Here is a 22,341-nt window from a genome sequence, read left to right on the forward strand (position 1 = left end):
ATTTAAGCGTATGAAAGTCCCACATAGTTTTCAGCTAACACTCTCTGGGCATGCTCTGAACTAGCTAGATACTCAAATTCAGTGCGTTGAATTTTATTGTCAAAACCACTGTTATCTGGGAATCGATGTAAAAGCATGCTCATCCACCAAGAGAATCTCTCACCCTTCCAAATTCTTGCTAGGGCTTTCTGAGAATAGTGATTGATACCAGCCTCACTCTTCTCACCATAGAACTCGAATAAAGCTCTTGATAAGTAACGAATATCAGAAGCTGCCAAGTTCAACCCTTTGGCGCCTGTTGGGGGAACAATATGGCCAGCATCACCTGCTAAGAACATGCGGCCAAATCTCAAAGGCTCAGCAACGAAGCTTCTCAATGGAGCAATACTCTTTTCCAAAGAGGGTCCCGTTACCAAGTTATTAGCTAAATGCTCTGGCAATCTACCCTTTAGGGCCGTCCAGAAACGATCATCACTCCACTCTTCAACTTTATCAGCTAAAGAACATTGAATGTAATAACGGCTTCTTTGTGCTGATCTCATACTGCATAAATAGAATCCTTGCTCTTGATTACCGTAAATTAATTCCTCTTGCACAGGAGGTGTATCTGATAACAAACCCAACCATCCAAATGGATAAACGCGCTCATATTCTTTAATAGATTTTTCAGGAACACTCGCACGACATACACCGTGATAACCATCACAACCAGCAATGAAATCACATGAAATTTCATGTGTCTGGCCATTCAATTTATAGCGAACTTTAGGCGTATTTGTATCAAAATCTAAAACCTCAACATCTTGTGCACCATAGATTGTTTGTAGACCAGCCTTTTGTCTTGCATCCATCAAGTCGCGTGTTACTTCAGTCTGGCCGTAAACAGTTACTGTCTTACCGTTTGTTAAACCTTTTAAATCAATATGCAAGTGATCAGCATCAAAAGCAATATCAAAACCGTCATGCACCAATCCTTCTGACTTTAAGCGATCAGCAACACCAGCCTCTTCTAATAATTCAACAGCCACCTGCTCCAAAACACCTGCACGAATTCGACCTAAAACATAATCCCCTGTTTGACGCTCAATAATGACCGCATCAATACCTTGCTTATGAAGTAATTGGCCTAACAAAAGACCTGAAGGGCCTGCTCCGATGATAGCTACTTGAGTACGCATTCTTATCTCCTTATGAATGAAGCAAATCATCCCCCACCCATCGGGTGATTTAAATAGACAAATTCAACAAAAAATTGCACAATCCGAACATATTTTTGAATATTTCACATATCAAGATGAAACAACCACCCAACTACGGCCTCTATGGCGAAATATCATCTAACCCTATTATTGATGGGCTCCACATAGAATCAATTGCTGATAGAAGTCAGTTATATGATTGGGAAATCAAACCCCATCGCCATGATGATTTATTGCAAATTCTGCACATCAATAAAGGTCATGGCTCTTTCTCGATTGGCACTCTTCATAGCGACATATCAGCGCCTTGCTTATTAATTACCCCTCGCTTAGCACCTCATGGATTTAGCTTTGAAAAAGGCATTGAAGGTCACGTCATCACCATTCATCACCAATGGCTTTTAAATTTTTTCTCTCAAGAAAGAAATGTTTTAAATATTTACGAAAATAGTCAAACAATCAAAGTAAATAAAAAATCAGAGGCTTGGCTAACTATCAATCAAACTATTGAGCAATTAAAAAAAGAGTTTTTCGGATCAAAACCTTGGAGACATCAAACAGTTAACGCCCTACTCGTATCATTAGTTGTCATGATTGCCAGGGAAGCCAATAATGAAAATCAAATAACCAATAATCAGTCAAAATCAATTAGCTATATCAATCAATTTAAAGAACTGTTAGATACTCATTACAGGGATCATTTCAATATAGATTTTTACGCAAACCAAATCGGGGTTACGCAAACACAACTTAACCGAGTTTGTCGAAATGTTTTAGGAAAATCAGCCCTAACAGTTATTAACCAAAGATTAATGTTAGAAGCGGAAAGAGATTTACTGTATACAGCACTCTCTATTAAGGAAATAGCCTACAGCTTGGGATTCCAAGATGCAGCCTATTTCACAAGATTTTTTAAGAAACAGTCAAAACAGTCGCCGAATGAATTTAGAAATTCAAAGCGCCAATAATTAATTAACGAGGCACAAAGCTTTTCAAACTTGGCATGTCTACTGCTTTAATAAGTCTTGTTTCTTGAGCTGTAATCAAATGGCCTGAAGCCTTTAAATATTCAGGAAAATTAGGGTGAGTATCTCTAGCATGGCAACGTTTCTCATAATCAGCCAAACTGTCATATCCCCACATATGAATAAACTGATTTTGCGGCCCCACATGACTGACATAAAACCCAATCGGGTGCCCCAACGTCTCCAATAAAATTGGCATAGCCAAACGATCAAACACCTCAATAAACTCAGGCATTTTGCGCAAGGCAATCGTGTAAATACGATGATCGACTAATGGTTTATTCATATGATTCATATTAGTTAGCTTTATCCGCAATGTAATTACCAGTCACAAATCCAAATGTCATATTTGGTCCATGCGTAATGCCGGCACCTGGATAGTTACCACCCATCATACTAGCCCTATCATTACCTACAGCATAAAGATTTTCAATCTTTGAACCATCACGCTTTAACACTTCGCCATAAGGTGTTGTTTTGATACCGTCAAAAGTACCTAAGTCACCCATAATAACTTTCACTGCATAGAATGGACCATTCTGAATAGGCGCTACACATGGGTTAGGTTTATTTTCCGGATCTGCCAAATAGCGATTGAATGAAGTTGTGCCACGACCAAACTCACGATCTTCACCATTCACAGCACCCAAGTTGTACTGCTTAATTGTTTCTTCCAAACCTTGTGGATCAATGCCAGCATTCTTAGCAAGCTCTGCCACTGTATTACCTTTAATTAAATAGCCATTACGCAAGAACTGACCAATTGGCATCGGTGCTGGCTTAACAAAACCAATACCATATTTAGCTAAAGTTGTTTTATCACCAACCAACCACATCGCTGTTTCTGTTTGATTCTCACAAGCACGAATCATGGCTGCACCAACATCATGATATGAATTTGATTCATTGGTAAATCGTTTGCCATTTCTTAAAACACCAATAATGCCTGGCTTATATCTATCCAATAAATGTGGGAATACACCAATTTCACCATTCTTATAAACCACTTTCGAAACCGGCATCCAAGCTGATGCGTCCTTAAATTTAATATCCACTACACCACCCAACTCTTCAGCCATACGCGTGCCATCACCAGTATTACTAGTTGGCGTTGGAGATAAATGCTCTCCGCCACGTTTTAAATGTGGGTAAGCCTGTGCGATGCGCTTAATGTCATGCGGGAAACCGCCACAAGCCAAAACAACACCATGCTTTGCGGTGTATGTAACCTCTTGACCATCTTGAGTTGCCAAAACACCCACCACACGATCACCATCCATTTGGACTTTCTTCGCTGGCGTATTGGTATAAATTGGAATTTGTAAATCAAGTGCAGATTTTGCCAATCGCGCTGCCAACGCATTACCACTCGTCACATTAATACCACGACGGTATAAAGCAAGCTCTTTAATATGCGTCGCTAAACGCTTTGCCACATAAATAAATGATGTCAATGATTTAGTGGCCTGGAAAAAATGTTTCAAGTCTGCATTGGAAGAATTGAACATCATGCCAATAAACGTAATTGTTTTAAGCGGTGGCTTTAAGCGCGGCATATCAGCACCCAAACCTCTGATGTCAAATGGTGCCGCCAAGATAGCTCGGCCGATGTCCACACCACCCTTCACAGTTGGATGGTAGTCTGGATATAGCGTTGGCACGAATTTCATCTCTGTCTCACGCTCGAAAAACTCAACCATTTTGGGACCGTTATCCAAAAACACATCGGTTGCTTCAGCATCAAAATAAGTGCCAGTCTCTTCCATCAAATAAGTGCGCGCGGCCTCACGAGTGTCAGCAGGATTTTGTTTACGGCTATGAGGCCCTAACGGCACCCAAAGTACCCCACCGGATAAAGCAGTCGTACCACCAAACACGGGCTCTTTCTCTAAAACAGCAACACTTAAACCTCTTTTCTTGGCGGTAATGGCAGTAGCCAAACCAGCAGCACCAGAACCAACAACGATTAAATCGTATGTGAAATTATTTGACATATCTGTTCTCCAATTTTTATGCTGTTTTGTTGTAACCAGGACGCGGAACCATATCCATCAACATACAACCTAAACCACCATCAACCAACAACTCTGCACCATTCATATAAGCAGAACGATCACTCGTTAAAAATATTGCTGGGTTAGCAATATCTAAAGGCTCGCCAATACGACGATTAGCCGTTACTAAAGAGCGCTTCTCTTCGAATCCAGGCTCTTCATAAAATTTTGCAGACAATGCTGTACGAATCATGCCAGGACAAACGGCATTACTTCTAACACCTTTAGGCCCCCACTCCGCTGCCATCTGCCTAGACATCAACAATACGCCGGCCTTACTAGGGCTATAAGCACCACTTCTTGTTTGCGGATGTAATGCTGAAATAGATGCAACATGCACAATGCTGCCATGTTTGTTAGCAAACATATCTTTAGAAAACTCTCTAGAACAAACAAGATACCCAGTTAAGTTCACAGACAGTACCGCATTCCAATCCTCAACTGACACCTCTTCTAGCGCGCCAGGCTTTAACAAACCAGCGTTATTAATTAAGCCATAACAACTACCTAATTCTTTTCTAACTTGATCCGCTGCTTTTTTAACAGCAGCCTCACTAGAAATATCGCACTCAACAGCTAACGCTTGCGCTCCTGTTGCTTGAATCTCCTTAGCTACTTCAGCAGCAGCTGCCACATTACGATCTAGCAAGGCAACTTTTGCGCCAACTTGACCAAGGCCTTTTGCAATCGCAGCACCAATACCACTACCAGCGCCAGACACGACACACACGCGACCTTCTAAACCTAACCAATTACCGGACAAATCTGATATTTGAGACATTTTTCGGGTTTACCCTTATCTAAAGTTAACTGGCCCCGTGACGACTGTAGAAAATATATCGGATCTATATTTTTTAAGCGCTTTAAAGCCATTTCAGCTAGACATCATGATGAGACGGCACAAAGAATCTCTCAATGGACAAACTCCGCTTAAAACAGGACAATTCATGCATATCTAAAGAAATTAATGAAAACCGTACCCAACTTTGCCCTTTATGGAACCCATGCGCAACCATCGTGGGCTGACTTGGTTCACTTTGAAAGAATCACAGATCGCTCCAGTTTGTTCGATTGGGAAATCAAGCCTCACTTTCATGATGGCTTAATTCAAGTTCTCTATCCCACTCAAGGTAGCGGCCACGCCATTATTGATGGAAAAAAATGGCCAGTTCAATCACCCTGCATCATCATCGCCCCAGCGCGATCAATCCATGGCTTCCACTTTTCAAATGATATTGATGGTCCAGTTATCACTGCAGCACAAAGACCTCTTGAATCATTAGCTAGCATGCTCGCCCCTGATTTACTCAAGCAAATTAAAACGCCTATCGTATTTGAAGTAAATCCTGAAAATCGCCACGCAGAAGCATTACTTCCTCTATTTGATGCGATTGAACGAGAATCGACCACATCAGCTGCAGGCCAAGTGGCAGCAGGTATGTCTCTTCTAATTGCTCTATTTATTCAAATCTTCCGAATTCAACACGACAGCTATATCAGTGGTGAGCTCACACAAACACAATCAACGGTCAAAATAGATAAATTCAAATCACTCTTAGATGAACACTGCAGAGAAAGATATTCAGTTGATCGATATGCTCAAACTCTTGGGGTCACCGCAGGACAGCTCACGAGGCTTTGTCATAAATTCTTGGGCATGTCGGCTCTAGATGCCATCAATGCACGAGTTATTCATGAAGCTCAACGCGAACTAGTCTACTCAACATTAAGTATCAAACAAATTTCAGCTGAACTAGGTTTTGATGATGAAGGCTACTTTGGAAGATTCTTTAAAAAACATACCGGCCTCAAACCAACCAATTTCAGAAATACCGGTAGACAACAATTACTTCATAAAAATCACCCTTTAGATGTTGAAACGCAGGCATAATTTGGAATATCATTCCAAATTATGCCTAGCGCTTTTGCTATCAAGGAAAAGGATCACTTTTGAAAGTAGCCATCGACTCATACTCCTACCATCGTTATTTCGGTGAATGGTATGAAGGTTTACAAAACGATATCGGCAGCCGAAAAACTGTTTGGGAATTCCTTGACGAAGCCAAACAACTTGGAGTCTCAGGCGTTTCTTTAGAGTCCTGCTTTCTAGATGGGCATAACCCTGAGTTTCGCCAACAACTTAAAGCAGCCTTAACATCACATCAACTAGAAGTTGTTTGGGCATGGGGCCACCCTGACGGCCTAGGCTCAGGCAACAGACCCCATGAACTAGATGACCTAATAGCCAACATTCATATTGCAAAAGATATTGGTGCCAAAGCCATGCGCATATGTTGCGGCAGCAGACGAACAAGAATCACTGACTGGCAGCTTCATAAAGAAAAACTATTACCCTTATTACAAAAAGCAACTGCTGTTGCCGAGGAACAAGGTGTCGCTCTAGCGATAGAAAACCATATTGATTTTCTTGCTGATGAATTAGTTGATTTACTCACTACTATTAACTCGCCATTCTTAGGTGTTTGCTTAGACACCGCTAATAATTTAAGAGTTTTTGAAGACCCTGTGAATGTCGCAAAAAAGTTAGTACCTTTTGTTAAAGCAACACACATCAAAGATATTCGTGCTGAACGTGGTCAAGATCCAAAGACATTTGCTTTTTGGCCAAGCGTTCCTTTGGGTGAAGGCCTCATTGATATTCCAAAAATATTAAATATTCTTAAAGAACATGATTACAAGGGCTTATTAGCCATAGAACTAGATTATTTAAAAGATCAAAAAGAAGAAGATGCTCTTCGACAAAGCATCAGTTATTTAAAAAATGAAGTGAATAAATTATGAGCCAAAGCATTCGCGATAGAGCACTTAGCATTATTGAATTATTAGTCAAGCACATTGATGGATTGGCGCTTGCTGATATTGCCACACAACTTGAAATTCCCAAGAGTGCCACACATAGAACTTTAAGCGACTTGAAAGATGCGGGCTATATCAAACAATATGGTGACGGTGGCAACTATGCATTAACCAATAAACTTTTGTCTTTAGGACTTGAGTTCTTATCGAGAAGTGAAATTATTGATGTATGCCAACCAATCCTTGATGAACTAGCTCATGAGACTGGCGAACTAATTCGTTTAGCGGTTTTTGATGGCATTGATCTAACTTGGGTTGCTAAAGCCCAGGGTAGAAAAATGGGTTTGAAATATGAACCGGATGTAGGCCCTAAAGTTTATTTACCAGCAACCACTAATGGCCACGCCTTCTTAGCGGCCCTTCCTGAAGAAGATGCTCTCAGGCATTTAGCTAAACAAAAGCTTTACCCTAAAGGTGAACTAGGGGTGAATGCGCCATCAACATTACAAGAAGTTTTGAAGGCCATCGCACAAGTCAGAAAGCAAGGCTATAGCCTTGCGACTGATATGTATGAAAATGGCGCTTCAGCCATTGCAGTTGTGGTGCAACGAGAAAACAAATCTACACCTATTGGCGTCGTCAGCATCTCTGGCCCAAGCGTTCGCTTAACAAAACAACGTCTTGAAGAACTCATTCCAAAACTAAAGGAAGCAGCAGAAAAGCTAGCATTGGCCAGCGTAGGCTCACGCTACTTTAACCAATCACATTAAATCTAAATTTTCTATTTATCTGCTATCTGTTGCTCTATTATTTTTTTGCTCTGCACTTCTGCTCTCATTCAATATAAGTTAATTAACTAACCTTTAATAAAAAACCCGCTTAAGAGCGGGTTTTTTATTTGGTAAACGCTATTCACTTACAGCGGCTTGTCTAAAGAAGTTCTAGCTGCAATATAGGCAAAGGTTAGACCTGGGCCAATCGTAATACCAGGGCCAGGATAAGTGCCACCCATCACAGACTGCATATCATTACCAACAGCATACAAACCATTGATAACTGCTTTATCTTTATTTAAGACCTGCGCTTTATCATTTGTTACTAAACCAGTAGCAGCACCAATATCACCAGGGTAAAGCTGAACCGCATAGAATGGGCCAACCTTTAACTCACCCAAACATGGGTTAGCCGTGCCTCTAGTGGCATCACCATTAAAGCGCTGGTAATCGGTTGTACCCCTATTAAATATCGGATCAACACCATCACGCGCATATTGGTTAAATTCAGAAATTGTTTTTTCCAATACAGCGGTATCTACATTTAACTTGCCTGCCAACTCAGCAATAGTGGCACCTTCTTTAAGGTAACCTTCTTTAATAAATGCATCAAATCCTTTGCCGCCTGGTCGAACCATACCCAAACCATATTTTTTAATAGCTTCGGCATCACACACCAAGTAAGCTGGAATCGATGGCGTTGTTTTATTGGCTGCTTGCATAGCAACACCAAATAAATGATAAGAAGTTGACTCGTTTAAGAAACGCTCACCCTTTTGATTAACCGTCAACATACCAGGCTTACCGCGGTCCATAATGAAATGAGGGAAGGCAGCTGTTGAACCATCTGCGCGACGTCTAATAGATACAGGCGCCCAGAATGCGTTACTCATGGCACCTTCGCCATAAGTAGCACCTTTTTTCAATACGATGTCGTGGGCAGCACCTTTGTGACCCGGCGCCGCAGGACACCAATCAGGGCTGATACCAGGAAGCATTTCTTGACGACGTGTTGGATGTCGATTAAATCCGCCACTAGCTAAGATAACTGAACGATTAACGATGATTTCTTTACGATCATCACCCTGAGAAACAATAATCGACTTCACCTGATCATTTTCAACAACAATGTCTTCCAACTTTGTTGAAACAACAATAGAAACACCCTTCTTAAGTAACGAGTAGAGTAAGCGTGCAATTAAAGCATTACCCATCACCAAACGTGTGCCACGTGAATACTTCAATCGATCAAGACCGTGACGCAAAATAATTTTTGTTGAATAAACAAATGACTTAAATGATTTTGTTAGCTTTAATAAATGTCCGATGTCATCTCTATCCACCATCATGCCGCCTAAAACAGTGAACTCAGGAATCGGTGGACGAACATATTTAAAGTTTTCACCTAGCAAACGTCCGTCAAAAGAAATCGGCTCAATGGCGCGACCTCTCATCACAGAACCAGGCAAATCAGAAATATAGTCAGGGTGCGTTGGGCGAACCACATATTTAACATCGGAGTTTGCCTGGATATGCGCCACTGCTTTATAGCCATTGTTAACAAAAGCCTCTCTCATTGCTTCTGGCGCATAAGAGCCTACTGCGGCATTTAAAAAAGTTTTAGCATCAGCAATGGTATCGGTCTTATTAACACTTAAGCCCTCAGGTGTATTAACAATCCAAGTAGTCCCCGCTGAATAGGCTGTTGTTCCACCTACATATTCTGTGCTCTCAACTAACAACACCTTAGCGCCATCAATTGCAGCAAATAAAGCAGCAGACATACCTGCACCACCAGCACCAATCACCACCACATCAAATGCGGTTTTTTCCGGAATATTTTTTAAATTCAAAATCATCGATATACCCTTAAGCTCTGATTATTTTCCAACCAAAAATTCAATCATTAAATCTTTAACACCCGCAAACATTTCTGTGCCAGTAACTGTCTGGCAACCAGCAGCTCTTGCGTTGTGAATTAGAGGCGTTATCGCTGGCATAGTGATCACATCACCAACGAATGCTTGTTTACTCAATAGGTCAGTTTGAATAGGACAAGGATCTGTCTCCTTCATACCAATAGGCGTCGCATTCACCACAAACTCATAGCCAGTCGGATCTGATGAACCAGCCACCACTTGACCCAACTTCAAGCTAGATAGCTTCTCAATCAACGTATCTCTTCTCACATGATCCTCATCATGAATCGCTAAGACAGTAGCACCCTCCACTAACAATGTATGAGCAATCGCTGAACCCGCTCCCCCAGCACCTACTAATAGTGCTTTACGTCCCTTAACATCTCCACCATTTTTCTTTGCAGCAGCGTAAAACCCTGCACCATCGCACATATCACCAAACCATTTACCATCAGGGCCACGGCGAATCACATTCACCGCCTTTAAAAATTGTGATCTTTCTGTCAAACCAGAGCAAACATCATAAGCAGAGAATTTATGAGGTACCGTAACAATAATGCCGTCAAAGTTTTGCGCTAATCCTGCTGAATGAACAAATTCATGGAATGCACCAGGAGCAACATGAGCAGGAATGACCAATGCATTTAAACCATTTTGCTGAAAAGTTTCGGTTACGCCCGCCGGAGATTTCACCTGAGCAATCGGATCTCCAATAATGATGTAAACCCTTGAAGCACCATTTAACTGAATCATTTTTTACGCTTTCTTTAAAATTTGAATTAAATTCCAAATTGGTATAGCATTCCAATAATGCAATTCTGCGGCAAAAATTAACAAAAGTCAAAAATCTTTAACGGGGACAAAAAATATGAAAAAACTAGGTATTGCGGTCTTTGGAGCAGGCCTCATTGGCAAAACCCACATTACAAGGCTACTTAACTCAAAAGAAGCTTATTTAGCGGGTATTAGTGACCCAAGCCCAGCAGGCGAGGCAATGGCCAAAGAATTAAATGTCCCCTACACCGCCAATTACCAAGATTTCATAGCTCAACATAAGCCAGCAGGTGTGATTGTGGCCACCCCTAATGCTACCCATGTGGAAATTGGTATAGCCTGTTTAAAAGAAAAAATTCCAGCTCTAGTAGAAAAGCCCATCGCAGATACGCTCGAAGAAGCCGCCCGCCTATGCCAAGCTGAAATTGACTATAAAACACCAATTCTTGTAGGGCACCACCGTAGACATAATGCTGTTCTTAAAACAGCTAAAAAAATTATTCAGTCCGGCCAACTAGGCAACATGATTACAGCGAACGTGATGTCTACCTTCCTAAAGCCAGATAGTTATTTTGAAATGGCATGGAGAAGACAAAAAGGCGGTGGCCCTATCCTAATTAACTTAATTCATGAAATCGACGTGCTACGTTTCTTATTTGGCGAAATTAAACAGGTTCAAGCAATTAGCAGTAATAAGCAGCGTGGCTTTGAAGTGGAAGATAGTGCTAGCGTTTTACTTAAATTTGAAAACGGTCTATTAGCGACGATTACTCAATCAGACACCGTCACATCTCCTTACAGCTGGGATATGTCGATTGGAGAAAGTGAACACTATCCAAAGCAATCTATTAATAGTCATTTCTTAATGGGGACACACGGCACAGTGACATTACCTCAACTAGATTTATGGTCCTATGAAGGCCCAAGGGGCTGGTTTGAAGAAATCACCCAAAAAAGAAATGCCTTACACGCCATGGATCCCTATGAAGCACAACTAAAACATTTTGTTAAAGTGATTGAAGGCACAGAAGAAACAATTTGTAGCGCGACTGAAGGCTATAAAACATTAGAAGCTACTTTAGCGGCAAAAGCTGCCGCTGATGGACAAACTATTATTCATCTCTAATTAAAGCACCACTATGCACAATTCTGCTCAAACAATTAACTGCGACCTATTAGTCATTGGATCAGGAGCAAGCGGTTTAGCGACCGCTGTCACTGCAGCACATCTTGGCATGAAGGTAATTGTTCTAGAAAAAGAATCAGTCTTTGGCGGAACCAGCGCTTGGTCAGGTGGTTGGCTGTGGGTCCCAAGAAACCCTCTAGCAGTTGAAGCAGGCATTGTGGAAGATATCAGTGGCCCCACTGAATATCTTAAAAATGAATTAGGTGCTGGCTTTGATGAAGAAAAAGTGCGTGCATTTTTAGAAAATGCGCCAGCCATGATTGATTTCTTTCGCAGAAAAACTAGCTTGCAATTTATAGATGGTAATAAAGTTCCTGACTTTCATGGCAAGACATCTGGCTCTGTTTTAGGTGGCCGCTCTGTTTGCGCGGCACCTTTTGACGGCCGACGCTTAGGCAAGGAATTAAAAAGATTGCGCCAACCCTTAGATGTTATTTCTTTATGGGGTATGGGCATTGCTTCTGGCAATGACATCAAACAATTCTTTAATTCAACACGCTCAATGAGCTCATTCCTTTATGTGACACGTCGCGTATTACGCCACTTCAAAGACCTCATTACTCACGGTCAAGGTACCCAATTAGTCAATGGCAATGCATTAGTGGCTGGGTTGGCGAAATCAGCATTTGACAAGCACGTCAGCATCATCACAAGCGCATCTGTTAAACAATTAAATAAAAATGATGTCTCTATCACTGGAGCCACAGTCGAAATTAACGGCATCACTCAAATAATTCATGCAACCAAAGGTGTGGTGCTCGCATGCGGTGGATTCCCACATGACGATTTGAGAAAAAGTGTGATGTTCCCTCACGCTCCTACTGGCAAGGAGCATGTATCTGCAGCACCCAAAACAAATACAGGCGATGGCATTCGTTTAGGTGAATCTGTCGGTGCACTATTTACAAAAACTTTGCCATCACCTGCAGGCTGGGCGCCGGTTTCGTTAGTTCCTAAAAAGAATGGTGAATTTGCACACTTCCCTCACCTCATCGAACGAGGTAAGCCCGGCATCATCGCCGTTAACGAGCAAGGCAAACGCTTTGCCAATGAGGCCAATTCTTATAACGACTTCATGGGCGACTTACTAAGAACCGCACCACATGGCGTCACGCCCTACGCTTGGCTAATTTGCGATCACCGCTTTATTCGTCGCTGGGGCCTAGGCGCTGTTAAGCCAGCACCCATGCCTCTATGCGGACACCTCCAATCTGGCTACCTATTTAAAGGCAAAACAATTGCTGATTTAGCAACGGCCATTGGCATCCAAGCACAAGCGCTAGAAGAAACCGTATCCACATATAACAAGTTTGCTGAACGCGGCGAAGATCCCGAATTTGGTCGTGGTGATACCCCTTATAACCGTGTAGCAGGTGATGCCGACCACACACCTAACCCATGCGTTGCCCCCATCAAAGATGGTCCTTACTATGCCGTGAAAATTCACCCAGGCAGCTTGGGTACTTTTGCAGGTTTAGAAACAAATGCAAAAGCACAAGTTCTTGACCATAACAAGCAAGTTATTCCCGGCCTCTTCGCTGTAGGCAACGATATGACTAGTGTGATGGCGGGACATTATCCAAGCGGTGGTATTACATTAGGCCCAGGCATGACATTTGCCTACATTGCCGCACACAGTGCTAATAATAGAAACTAAAAAATTTAGAAAGTTCGCCATGTCCGTTATGCCTGATTTTTCATTATCTTATTTAACAGCGCCCAAGATACACCCATCGGAGGCGCTCCGCATTGCAGCAAATACCGGATATAAAGCCATTGGCATTCGAATCTTGCCCGCGGCTCCTGGCGGCGAGTACTTTCCATTAATTGAAAATCCTCATGAATTACCAGGCATATTAAATACGATGCAAGAAACGGGTATTTCTATCTGCGACTTGGAAATGATTCGATTAAATGCCGATTTTGATGTGGACCAATTGAAAGGTTTCTTTGAAGTTGGCGCCAAATTAAAAGCTAAACATATTCTTGTGGCTGGTGATGATCCAGACACCTCACGCTTATCAGATGCTTATGCAAAATTATGTGAAGCTTGCGCGCCCTATGGCTTAACTGCTGATCTTGAATTTATGCCCTGGACAGAAATCAAATCTATTAAAGATGCTTACAAGGTAATACAGGGGGCTAACAATCCTAGCAATGCTGGCATCATCATTGACTCGCTCCACTTTGCTAGATCAGATAGCGATATCAGCGATATCGCCAGGATACCGAATCATTTATTTCACTACGCTCAAATTTGCGATGCCTCAGGCACGAAGCCTGCAACGGATGTAGAGTTAATCAGTGATGCAAGAACGAATCGTTTACTTCCTGGCGAAGGCGGCATCGATTTAAAGAGCATCTTCACAAGCATTTCACCGAATATGCCCATCAGCATTGAAATCCCTAATGCAAGACAAAGCCAAATGTCACCTACGGCATGGGCGCAATTATGTATGGATGCCACTAAAGATTTTTACAAAAAACTATGATGAAGACCACTCAAAAAGTTATTGTTACTGGTGCTACGGGCGGCATTGGCAAACAAATCTGCTTCACCCTTGCCGAAAAAGCGAAGGCTCATCATGAAACAATTAGCATTACCGCGATTGCCTCTAAACCTGGTGAAGCATTAGATCAATTAGTGAAAGAGCTAAAGGCATTAGGCGTTAATGCTTTTGGAGTTGCTGCAAACCTAACTGATGAAAATGAATGTATTCGTGCTACAGAAAAAAGCATCGAGCTCATGCAAGGTTTAACTGCCTATGTTTCAAACGCCGGCCTATCTCGTGCCAGCTCTCTCACTAGCATGTCCAGCGCTGACTGGGATCTCATGTTTAATTTAAATGCGAAAGCCACTTGGCTGATGAGCAAAACAGCTTTCCCAGCCCTAAAAGAAAGCCAGGGGAGCATTGTGGCAGTCGCATCAATGTCAGGCCTATACCCTCACCCAGGTTTAGGCGCTTACTCTGCTTCCAAGTCAGCCCTCATCATGCTTTGCAGACAAATGGCGCAAGAATGGTGTAACGAACGTATTCGCGTTAACACTGTGTCACCAGGTATGATCAGAACACCTTTAACTGAAGCTATTTATCAGGACCCCACTCTTTTGGAAAAACGTCTTTCCATTATTCCTTTAGGAAGAATTGGCCAACCACTGGATATCGCAGAAGCCGTTAGTTACCTCATTAGCCCTGCCGCCAGCTACATCACAGGTGAAAATATCAAGGTGGATGGTGGCTTTACTGAACGATTACTCGGAACAATCCCAGGTCGCACATCAGCAAAATAATTAGAATTTATTCAATCCATGTCTAATAACATTCAATTTAATTTTAGTAACAAAACTGCTCTCATTACTGGTGGCACTTCCGGAATTGGTGCGGCCACTGCTCTTGCTTTTAAAAAAGCAGGCGCTCACGTTATCGTTACAGGTTTAACTGCCGAAGAAATTGAATCTGCCAAAAATAATCCTGATTTTTCTGACATCGAAATACATCAGCTCAATGTGACCGATAGCGCTGCCATTCAAGCGCTTGCAGGAAAAATTACTTCTCTAGATTATTTAGTCCATTGTGCCGGCATGATTTTGCGTGATGCGGAGCACGAACCCGACAACTTTGACAAAGTATTAAATGTTAATGTGTCAGGCGGCATGCGCGTCACACATGCGTTCAAACCTCTATTAGCTCAAAATAAAGGGGCCATTGTTTTTATTGGCTCGATCATGTCAATTTTTGGCGGCCCCAAGCAACCTGCCTATTCGGCATCTAAAGGGGCCATCAAAAATTTAGCCATGTCTTTAGGCGCTGCTTATGCTTCTGAAGGTATTCGAGTTAATGCGATTGCGCCAGGTTTTGTGATGACCAATCTATCTAAAGGCGCCCGCGACAATCAGACACGCAATCAGGAAATTCTATCCAGGACGCCCATGGCGCGCTGGGCAGACACTTCTGAAATAGCTGATCCGATCCTTTTCCTATGCTCTGACGCTGCTCGATATATGACGGGAACTCTTTTAATTGTAGATGGTGGCTATAGCAGCCAAGGCTAACCGTTGTTGGCGCTCATTGATGATACCCACCTATTGAGTGGTCACTTACCTTGCTTCATTTCATGAAGTAACAAATATAAGCCACTCAAAACAACAATCGAAGTACCAGTGATCACTTGCCAATCTGGTAATTGATTAAATATCAACCAACCAAAAAAAGTCATATAAATAATTTTTTGGTACAAGAATGGTCCCAATTTACCAGCAGTGGCATATCTATAAGCATGCGCAATCGCAAAATGCCCTGCTCCACCAATCGCACCCATCACCATAATCAAAAACCATACAAGCGGTTCAGTAGGCACGACCCAATGAGCTAACATAAATGGAAATAGCACAATCACCACGCCTAATATAGGCAAATATTGTGACTGCTCGGCAGAGTCATCCTTGGTGACGCGGCGCGTAATCATTAAGAAAATCGCATAACCCAAGGCGTTAATAAATGATAAGAAAATGGCCGGGTGAAAATCTGCTGACCAAGGACGAGCAACAATTAACACGCCCACAAACCCCATAAATACAGCCATCCAACGCATAAAGCCAAGCTTCTCTTTAAGATAATGAACAGTAAATAACGCAATTAAGATGGGGACTGTAAATTCAATAGCAGCCGTCTGAGCCATCGGCAAATATTGCAAAGCTGCAAAATTAGCCAAGGTCATACTGGTCAACAGCAAAGAACGAATCAGATGTAATTTAGGATGCGTTACCTTGACAAGAGATTTTCCTTGCTTAGGTAAAAATAAAAGGCTCATCAATACGAACTGAGAGAAAAATCTAAACCAAACAACTTCGGTCACAGGTAAAAATTGCACCAAATATTTAGCGGTTGCATCTAAACCCGCAAAAGATACCGTAGCAAAAACGATGAACAATATGCCAATTCTTCTATTTTGCGGCGTATCTTCAAAGTGCTTACTCATTCGGCTGATCCGTGGTTGTATTGAACATGTTCATTATGAAGTAATTTGTAATTAATTGCAGAACGTTGACTGCGCCAACACCATGTTAAAAATAAAATGTTTAGTAAAAACTGAAAACGCAAAATGGCTCGCTTTACTGCGAGCCATCTATAGAGCCAATTAATTACCGACCTAAACCGCTTCCATTAACATACTGCCAGCAGCAGTATTCGAGATAGGGATATGGTAATTAGCCGCCACTTGCTTTACAGCACCAGGCATTGCCGCTCTTGCTGCCAACCACATCACTAACTCCACCCCTTGAGTACCGGTTAATTCAACCAACTCTTCAATGGTGTATTGAGTTGCGAATCGTGGGTTATCAATTAAGCTATGCATAAAGGCTGTATCAAATTCTTTATTGATAAAACCAGCACGCTCACCATCCAATTGATGAGATAAACCACCCGTACCAATTACAACCACTTTAATATCATCATCCCAACCTTGGATGGCCTGACCAACCGCCTTACCCAAATCGAAGCAACGCTTAGCGGATGGCAATGGGAACTGCACCGTATTAATACAAACTGGAATTGTAGGAATTGGGCAAGATTTCTCATTAGGCCATAACAATTTCATTGGCAATGTAAATGCGTGGTCCACTAACATTTCTTGGCAAGTGGTGATATCAAACTCTTGCTCAACCAAGTTGTTAATAAGCTTCCAAGATAAATCCGGAGCACCTTTAAAGGGAGGCAATGTAGGAATACCCCAACCTTCATCTGCATTTAAATATTCTTTTGCGGCACCCACTGAAAAAGTTGGCATCTTATCCAAGAAGAAATTAAGGCCGTGATCGTTATAAAACACGACCGCAACATCGGGCTTTACCTTATCCAACCATTGATGAATCGGCGTAAAACCATCAAAGAATGGTTTCCAATATGGGTCTTGTTGTAAATTTTGCGCGATAGCACGACCAATACCCGGTACGTGAGAAGTTGTAATTGCTCCAACGATTTTTGCCATGATCTTATGCTCCCGCTGCTAATAGTTTTGCTTTAAATGCTTCTTTGCTCATACCTGTTTGCAAAGCCCCTAAATCTTGAACGTCTAAACCTAAAATGCCGGCAAACTTTGCCAAGTAATAAACATTACCGCCAGCAGCAATCAAACCCAACACATTGCGATCACGAATCGCCTTAGCCTGCTCGTCATTAAGTTTATATTCCGCCATATAAGCCTCTTCATCGCCTTTAAAACGGTTGCGATTCTCCAAACTATTAAAGGAGTAACACATGGCATTTAACGCATAGCCCTTTTGAGCTTGCTCGCCATCAAATAGCGTGGTTCCAGGAATCTTTTTAGCTGTTGTCATCACTCAACCTCATTTGTTTATTAGTGTTGTGTGAATTATGGAACTCCTGTAACATCTAATAAATAGATTAATTTTCATAAAACACATGAATAAATTTAATTACTTAGATTTAGATGGCCATCAACTCCATATGCTCTTGGTCATTCTAGAAAAAGAGTCGATTACCAAAGCATCGGAAACCCTTGGCTTGACTCAATCGGCCGTGAGCCATGCTCTCGATAAGATGAGACTGATTTGCAACGACCCTCTTTTTGTTAAAAGTGGCAGAAACATATCCCCTACAGAGCGCGCCCGCCAATTAGGTATTCAAGCTCGGCAACTTTTGGATCATATGCAATCTTTTGCTCAGGCGGATGTTTTCAACCCTCAAGAACTCAGAACAACATTTACGATTGCCGCTAACGATTTACAGCGAGACTTCCTGCTTCCTAGACTCATCAAGAATCTGGAAAAAATAGCCCCTCATGTCAAAATTAAAGTGATGCCATCAGGCATTCCTAGCCTTCAACTGCTACGGGACCAAGGCTGCCAATTAGCCATTACGCCTAGACCACCTGATGGTAGCGATATTTATCACAAACGTTTATTTGCGGATGACTATGTCATTTTCTATGACAAACAAGCGCGTAAAGCGCCGAAGAATTTAGAAGACTACCTCAGTAGCCAACACATCAGTGTCGCCTACGATCCGCCAAGGCCATTAGCCATTGACCAATACCTGCTCGATGCAGGCATTAAAAGAGATTTCAAGATCTTAGTACCTGGCTTTGCAGGCATCCCATCTTTTTTAAAAGGCAGCCAGTTAATTGCTACCCTACCCAGCCTTTTAAAAGCTCAGTTGTTGAAAGATTTCGATACCTGTAAACCACCTATCGACTGCCCCAACATGCCTATGTATATGGTGTGGCACGATAAGTACCACTCAGATCCTGTGCAAAAATGGTTAAGAGATCAATTGCAGGCAGCGATACCCGCAGCACAAAGAACTAAGTAGCTAGCCAAATTTACCCAGCTGATTAAAACTCTTCTGTATCGATCTCTTTTTGAGTTGGCTCGTTATAACGAGCACCAGTGACTGTTGACTGATTAATTAACTTCTCAAGTCTGGCCATCACATCACTATTCAAAACAATGCTGCCAGCAGCATTGTTTTCTTTTAAGAATTCACTTCGAATAGTTCCGGGAATAACCACCAAGTCTTTATCTTTGTTAAGCAACCAAGCCAATGCCAATTGAGCCATCGTACAACCCTGCTCTTTAGCAATCGCTTCATACTCTTTTAAAAGCTGTAAATTCTTAGGGTAATTTTCCGGGTAAAAACGCGGCATACTTCTACGAATATCATTCGCAGGCAAAGCCCCCACATCCAATAACTTACCACCCAAGAAACCTCTAGCTAAAGGGCTAAAAGCAACAAAAGTTACACCAAGCTCTTTACAAGTTTTAAGTAATGAGATTTCTGGATTGCGCGTCCATAGTGAATATTCGGTTTGAAGCGCCACGATAGGGTGAACAGCACACGCCTTCCTCAAAGTTTCTGAAGAAACCTCAGATAAACCGAGATGATGTACTTTTCCTTCCTCTACCAAACGAGACATTTCGCCAACGCTGTCTTCAATAGGTACTGATTTATCAAGGCGATGCAAATAATAAAGGTCAATCACATCCGTTTGTAAGCGTCTTAAGCTGTCTTCGCAATTTTTACGTACAGCAGCAGGCGATCCATTAATAACACGCTTGCCATCGACACCAGCCATGCCACCTTTACTGGCTAAAACAATATTTTGACGATGCGGCTTTAATGTTTTACCAACCAACTCCTCATTAGCGCCAAAGCCATAAAGAGCAGCCGTATCAAAAAAGTTAACGCCATCCTCAAATGCCTCAAGCAATAACTTGGCACCCTCTTCAGGCGGTGGCGGTACACCATAGGCATGGCTGATATTCATACAGCCATAACCTACTGAAGATACAGAATATGGTCCTAGTTTTCTTTGAGGCAAATGTTTCGGCATCGCTTAATTAACCCAATTGTTGTTCAAGTTGATGCAAAACATCATAACAAGCAAATACGGATTGAACGCTTGAATTAGGTTCACGACCTTCTTTAATAGCGGCAAAGAATTCTCTATCTTGCAATTCAATACCATTCATAGAAACATCCACTTTGCTCACATCAATTTGATTGTCTTTACCATCAAACAAATCATCATAGCGAGCAAGGTAAGTAGCTGTATCACCGATATAACGGAAGAATGTACCTAGAGGACCATCATTATTGAATGACAAGCTTAATGTGCAAATTGCGCCATTGGCTGCTTTCAACTGAATTGACATATCCATTGCGATACCTAAAGCTGGATGAATCGGACCTTGCACAGCATTTGCTTTAACGATCGGGCTACCGCATTGATAAGCAAACAAATCAACCGTATGGGCAGCGTGATGCCACAACAAGTGATCCGTCCAGCTTCTTGGCTGACCTAAAGCATTCATATTGGTTCTACGGAAGAAATAGGTCTGAACGTCCATCTGTTGAATATTAAATTCACCAGCTTTAATCTTTTTATTGACATATTGGTGGCTTGGGTTAAAGCGACGTGTATGACCGACCATCGCTACCAAACCAGTTTCTTTTTGCAGTTTTAATACTTCCTGCGCGCCTTTTAGGCTATCTGCTAAAGGAATCTCAACTTGAACATGCTTACCAGCTTTCAAACACTGAATGGTTTGTTCCGCATGCATTTGCGTTGGGGTACACAAAATAACAGCGTCCAACTCTGGCAAAGCCAAGCTATCTGCCAAGTCTGTTGTCACATGTTTCACACCATATTTATCAGCAAGTTCTTTAGTTTTCTCAAGATCTCTGCTGATCAATGAAATAACTTCTACGCCATCAATATTCTTAATGCCATCTAAGTGTTTAATACCAAATGCACCTGCTCCAGCAAGGGCTACTTTAATAGTTTTCGACATAATTATTTATTCTCCAAAATAAGATGGCCTACAGCCGTATTAGATGCTGGCACATGATAAAAGCGATGCGCTAAATTTGGTTTAGCACCGCCATTGATATCAGACATAGCGCCACGAGCAATCAACCACATCACCAACTCGATGCCTTCGCTACCAGCTTCACGTACATATTCAATATGAGGAACATTCGACAAACCCTCTGGATCATCAATTAAGCGATCCAAGAATTTGTTATCCCACTCACGATTAATCAAACCAGCACGAGGACCTTGTAACTGATGGCTCATGCCACCTGTTCCCCAAATCTGCACTTTCAATGGTTTGTCATAAGACTCAATCGCACGACGAATCGCTTGACCTAACATAAAGCAACGGCGCCCAGACGGTACTGGATATTGCACCACATTCACCGCAAACGGAATGACTGGGCAAGGCCACTCATCGACCTGACCACACATCAAGGACAATGGAACCGTTAAACCATGATCCACATCCATCTTATTAACAATCGTTAAATCAAAATCATCTTGAATCACTGATTGAGCAATATGAGACGCTAATTCAGGATGGCCTTTCACAACAGGCACAGGTCTCGCACCGTAACCTTCATCAGCAGGCTTGTACTCAGCAGCAGTACCAATCGCAAAAGTTGGGATCAAATCCAAACTAAAAGCTGTTGCATGGTCGTTATAAACCAAGAAAATCACATCTGGCTTATTGTCTTTTAACCATTGTTGAGAGTACTCATAGCCTTTAAAGAGTGGCTGCCAATATGCCTCACCTTTTTTATCCATATCAATGGCCACGCCAATCGCTGGCACATGAGAGGTATAGACACTTGCGGTAATCTTAGCGCCGCTATTAGATGCTTTTGTCATTATTTTTTCTCTCCAACATAACGATTACCTTCAATAGAACGGCCACCATTTAACATCATCTCGCGATACTGCTCTTCAGTCATACCAGTCATGCTACCGGCCATTTGCTGGAAGCTCTTACCATCAGTAGCGCCAATTTTCGCTAAGAAATAAATGTTTCCACCTAAGGAAATACATTTATTTAAATCGCGAGCAAGCACCGCTTGCTTTTGATCTTCAGTCATCGCCCATTCATCTAAATAAGCTCGCTCATTAGCTTTAAATCTTGTGCGATTTTCAGCTTTCATCAATGACATGCAAAATTGATTGAGGTGATACCCCACTCTTGATTGGTCAGCATCAAAAATCGTGGTACCAGGCACATCTAAATAAGGTTTCTCTAAAGCCATAACATCTCCAA

23 protein-coding genes are annotated in these 22,341 nt (G+C 42.0%); 10 read left to right on the forward strand and 13 right to left on the reverse strand.

Annotated features, from left to right (window positions below; genetic code table 11):
- Positions 1 to 2: 2 nt before the first annotated feature.
- Complete coding sequence (gene pobA / locus ICV01_RS06995; protein ID WP_215286914.1) at positions 3 to 1,178, reverse strand: 4-hydroxybenzoate 3-monooxygenase; 1,176 nt, start codon at positions 1,176 to 1,178, stop codon at positions 3 to 5.
- A 116-nt stretch (positions 1,179 to 1,294) separates the two neighbouring features.
- Between pobA and ICV01_RS07000 the strand changes: the two genes are divergently transcribed.
- On the forward strand, positions 1,295 to 2,167 hold the full coding sequence (locus ICV01_RS07000; protein WP_215286916.1) for a helix-turn-helix domain-containing protein: 873 nt from the start codon (positions 1,295 to 1,297) through the stop codon (positions 2,165 to 2,167).
- Positions 2,168 to 2,171: 4 nt separating this feature from the next.
- Here the strand turns inward: ICV01_RS07000 and ICV01_RS07005 are convergent, their stop codons facing one another.
- The 3 genes from ICV01_RS07005 to ICV01_RS07015 are packed head-to-tail and all read right to left on the reverse strand — an operon-like array spanning position 2,172 to position 5,059.
- Positions 2,172 to 2,519 (reverse strand): NIPSNAP family protein, encoded by a 348-nt coding sequence (locus ICV01_RS07005; RefSeq protein ID WP_215286918.1) that lies wholly within the window; start codon positions 2,517 to 2,519, stop codon positions 2,172 to 2,174.
- Position 2,520: 1 nt separating this feature from the next.
- Complete coding sequence (locus ICV01_RS07010; RefSeq protein ID WP_215286920.1) at positions 2,521 to 4,218, reverse strand: FAD-dependent oxidoreductase; 1,698 nt, start codon at positions 4,216 to 4,218, stop codon at positions 2,521 to 2,523.
- A 16-nt stretch (positions 4,219 to 4,234) separates the two neighbouring features.
- Complete coding sequence (locus tag ICV01_RS07015) at positions 4,235 to 5,059, reverse strand: SDR family NAD(P)-dependent oxidoreductase (protein ID WP_215286922.1); 825 nt, start codon at positions 5,057 to 5,059, stop codon at positions 4,235 to 4,237.
- 186 nt (positions 5,060 to 5,245) lie between these two features.
- Between ICV01_RS07015 and ICV01_RS07020 the strand changes: the two genes are divergently transcribed.
- From ICV01_RS07020 to ICV01_RS07030, 3 genes are read left to right on the forward strand one after another with little or no spacing between them, the layout of a single operon-like run.
- On the forward strand, positions 5,246 to 6,169 hold the full coding sequence (locus ICV01_RS07020) for a helix-turn-helix domain-containing protein (protein WP_215286924.1): 924 nt from the start codon (positions 5,246 to 5,248) through the stop codon (positions 6,167 to 6,169).
- A gap of 59 nt (positions 6,170 to 6,228) precedes the next feature.
- Entirely contained in the window at positions 6,229 to 7,080 is an 852-nt protein-coding gene (locus tag ICV01_RS07025; RefSeq protein ID WP_215286926.1) for a sugar phosphate isomerase/epimerase, read from the forward strand.
- A complete protein-coding gene (locus ICV01_RS07030; RefSeq protein ID WP_215286927.1) occupies positions 7,077 to 7,865 on the forward strand; it encodes an IclR family transcriptional regulator in 789 nt (262 codons plus the stop codon). Before ICV01_RS07025 ends, ICV01_RS07030 begins: the two co-directional genes overlap by 4 nt.
- A 146-nt stretch (positions 7,866 to 8,011) precedes the next feature.
- On the opposite strand, the gene ICV01_RS07035 is transcribed toward ICV01_RS07030, so the two are convergent.
- Both ICV01_RS07035 and ICV01_RS07040 read right to left on the reverse strand, forming a co-directional pair.
- Entirely contained in the window at positions 8,012 to 9,727 is a 1,716-nt protein-coding gene (locus tag ICV01_RS07035; protein ID WP_215286929.1) for an FAD-dependent oxidoreductase, read from the reverse strand.
- A gap of 21 nt (positions 9,728 to 9,748) precedes the next feature.
- Complete coding sequence (locus ICV01_RS07040) at positions 9,749 to 10,540, reverse strand: shikimate dehydrogenase (protein WP_215286931.1); 792 nt, start codon at positions 10,538 to 10,540, stop codon at positions 9,749 to 9,751.
- A gap of 115 nt (positions 10,541 to 10,655) precedes the next feature.
- On the opposite strand from ICV01_RS07040, the gene ICV01_RS07045 reads away from it, so the two are divergent.
- The 5 genes from ICV01_RS07045 to ICV01_RS07065 are packed head-to-tail and all read left to right on the forward strand — an operon-like array spanning position 10,656 to position 15,801.
- Complete coding sequence (locus ICV01_RS07045) at positions 10,656 to 11,687, forward strand: Gfo/Idh/MocA family protein (protein WP_215286933.1); 1,032 nt, start codon at positions 10,656 to 10,658, stop codon at positions 11,685 to 11,687.
- Positions 11,688 to 11,700: 13 nt separating this feature from the next.
- Positions 11,701 to 13,404 (forward strand): FAD-dependent oxidoreductase, encoded by a 1,704-nt coding sequence (locus ICV01_RS07050; RefSeq protein ID WP_215286935.1) that lies wholly within the window; start codon positions 11,701 to 11,703, stop codon positions 13,402 to 13,404.
- 19 nt (positions 13,405 to 13,423) lie between these two features.
- A complete protein-coding gene (locus ICV01_RS07055; protein ID WP_215286937.1) occupies positions 13,424 to 14,239 on the forward strand; it encodes a sugar phosphate isomerase/epimerase in 816 nt (271 codons plus the stop codon).
- Positions 14,236 to 15,039 carry an SDR family NAD(P)-dependent oxidoreductase gene (locus ICV01_RS07060; RefSeq protein WP_251369334.1) on the forward strand — a complete coding sequence of 268 codons (804 nt, stop codon included), beginning with the start codon at positions 14,236 to 14,238 and terminating at the stop codon, positions 15,037 to 15,039. Before ICV01_RS07055 ends, ICV01_RS07060 begins: the two co-directional genes overlap by 4 nt.
- 18 nt (positions 15,040 to 15,057) lie before the next feature.
- Positions 15,058 to 15,801: an SDR family NAD(P)-dependent oxidoreductase gene (locus ICV01_RS07065; protein WP_215286939.1), complete on the forward strand. Its 744-nt coding sequence runs from the start codon at positions 15,058 to 15,060 to the stop codon at positions 15,799 to 15,801.
- A 41-nt stretch (positions 15,802 to 15,842) separates the two neighbouring features.
- Here the strand turns inward: ICV01_RS07065 and ICV01_RS07070 are convergent, their stop codons facing one another.
- The 3 genes from ICV01_RS07070 to ICV01_RS07080 all read right to left on the reverse strand — a co-directional run bounded on the left by ICV01_RS07070 (position 15,843) and on the right by ICV01_RS07080 (position 18,087).
- A complete protein-coding gene (locus tag ICV01_RS07070) occupies positions 15,843 to 16,727 on the reverse strand; it encodes a DMT family transporter (protein ID WP_215286941.1) in 885 nt (294 codons plus the stop codon).
- 171 nt (positions 16,728 to 16,898) lie between these two features.
- Positions 16,899 to 17,738: a class III extradiol dioxygenase family protein gene (locus tag ICV01_RS07075; RefSeq protein ID WP_215286943.1), complete on the reverse strand. Its 840-nt coding sequence runs from the start codon at positions 17,736 to 17,738 to the stop codon at positions 16,899 to 16,901.
- Positions 17,739 to 17,742: 4 nt separating this feature from the next.
- The gene (locus tag ICV01_RS07080; protein ID WP_215286945.1) at positions 17,743 to 18,087 is read right to left on the reverse strand and encodes a protocatechuate 4,5-dioxygenase subunit alpha; all 345 of its coding nucleotides are present in this window, start codon (positions 18,085 to 18,087) and stop codon (positions 17,743 to 17,745) included.
- 85 nt (positions 18,088 to 18,172) lie between these two features.
- Here ICV01_RS07080 and ICV01_RS07085 point away from each other — a divergent pair, with 85 nt between their 5' ends.
- The gene (locus ICV01_RS07085; protein ID WP_215286947.1) at positions 18,173 to 19,081 is read left to right on the forward strand and encodes a LysR family transcriptional regulator; all 909 of its coding nucleotides are present in this window, start codon (positions 18,173 to 18,175) and stop codon (positions 19,079 to 19,081) included.
- Positions 19,082 to 19,103: 22 nt separating this feature from the next.
- Here ICV01_RS07085 and ICV01_RS07090 read toward each other — a convergent pair whose 3' ends face one another.
- The 4 genes from ICV01_RS07090 to ligA are packed head-to-tail and all read right to left on the reverse strand — an operon-like array spanning position 19,104 to position 22,330.
- Positions 19,104 to 20,102 carry an aldo/keto reductase gene (locus ICV01_RS07090; protein ID WP_251369335.1) on the reverse strand — a complete coding sequence of 333 codons (999 nt, stop codon included), beginning with the start codon at positions 20,100 to 20,102 and terminating at the stop codon, positions 19,104 to 19,106.
- 7 nt (positions 20,103 to 20,109) lie between these two features.
- A complete protein-coding gene (locus ICV01_RS07095) occupies positions 20,110 to 21,063 on the reverse strand; it encodes a Gfo/Idh/MocA family oxidoreductase (RefSeq protein ID WP_215286949.1) in 954 nt (317 codons plus the stop codon).
- 2 nt (positions 21,064 to 21,065) lie between these two features.
- On the reverse strand, positions 21,066 to 21,941 hold the full coding sequence (locus ICV01_RS07100) for a class III extradiol dioxygenase subunit beta (protein ID WP_215286951.1): 876 nt from the start codon (positions 21,939 to 21,941) through the stop codon (positions 21,066 to 21,068).
- Positions 21,941 to 22,330 (reverse strand): protocatechuate 4,5-dioxygenase subunit alpha, encoded by a 390-nt coding sequence (ligA, locus tag ICV01_RS07105; protein ID WP_215286953.1) that lies wholly within the window; start codon positions 22,328 to 22,330, stop codon positions 21,941 to 21,943. The genes ICV01_RS07100 and ligA overlap by 1 nt, the downstream gene beginning before the upstream one ends.
- Between the last annotated feature and the right edge of the window lie 11 nt (positions 22,331 to 22,341).

Origin of the sequence: Polynucleobacter sp. MWH-Spelu-300-X4, assembly GCF_018687515.1 — a bacterium.
Taxonomy (GTDB): domain Bacteria; phylum Pseudomonadota; class Gammaproteobacteria; order Burkholderiales; family Burkholderiaceae; genus Polynucleobacter.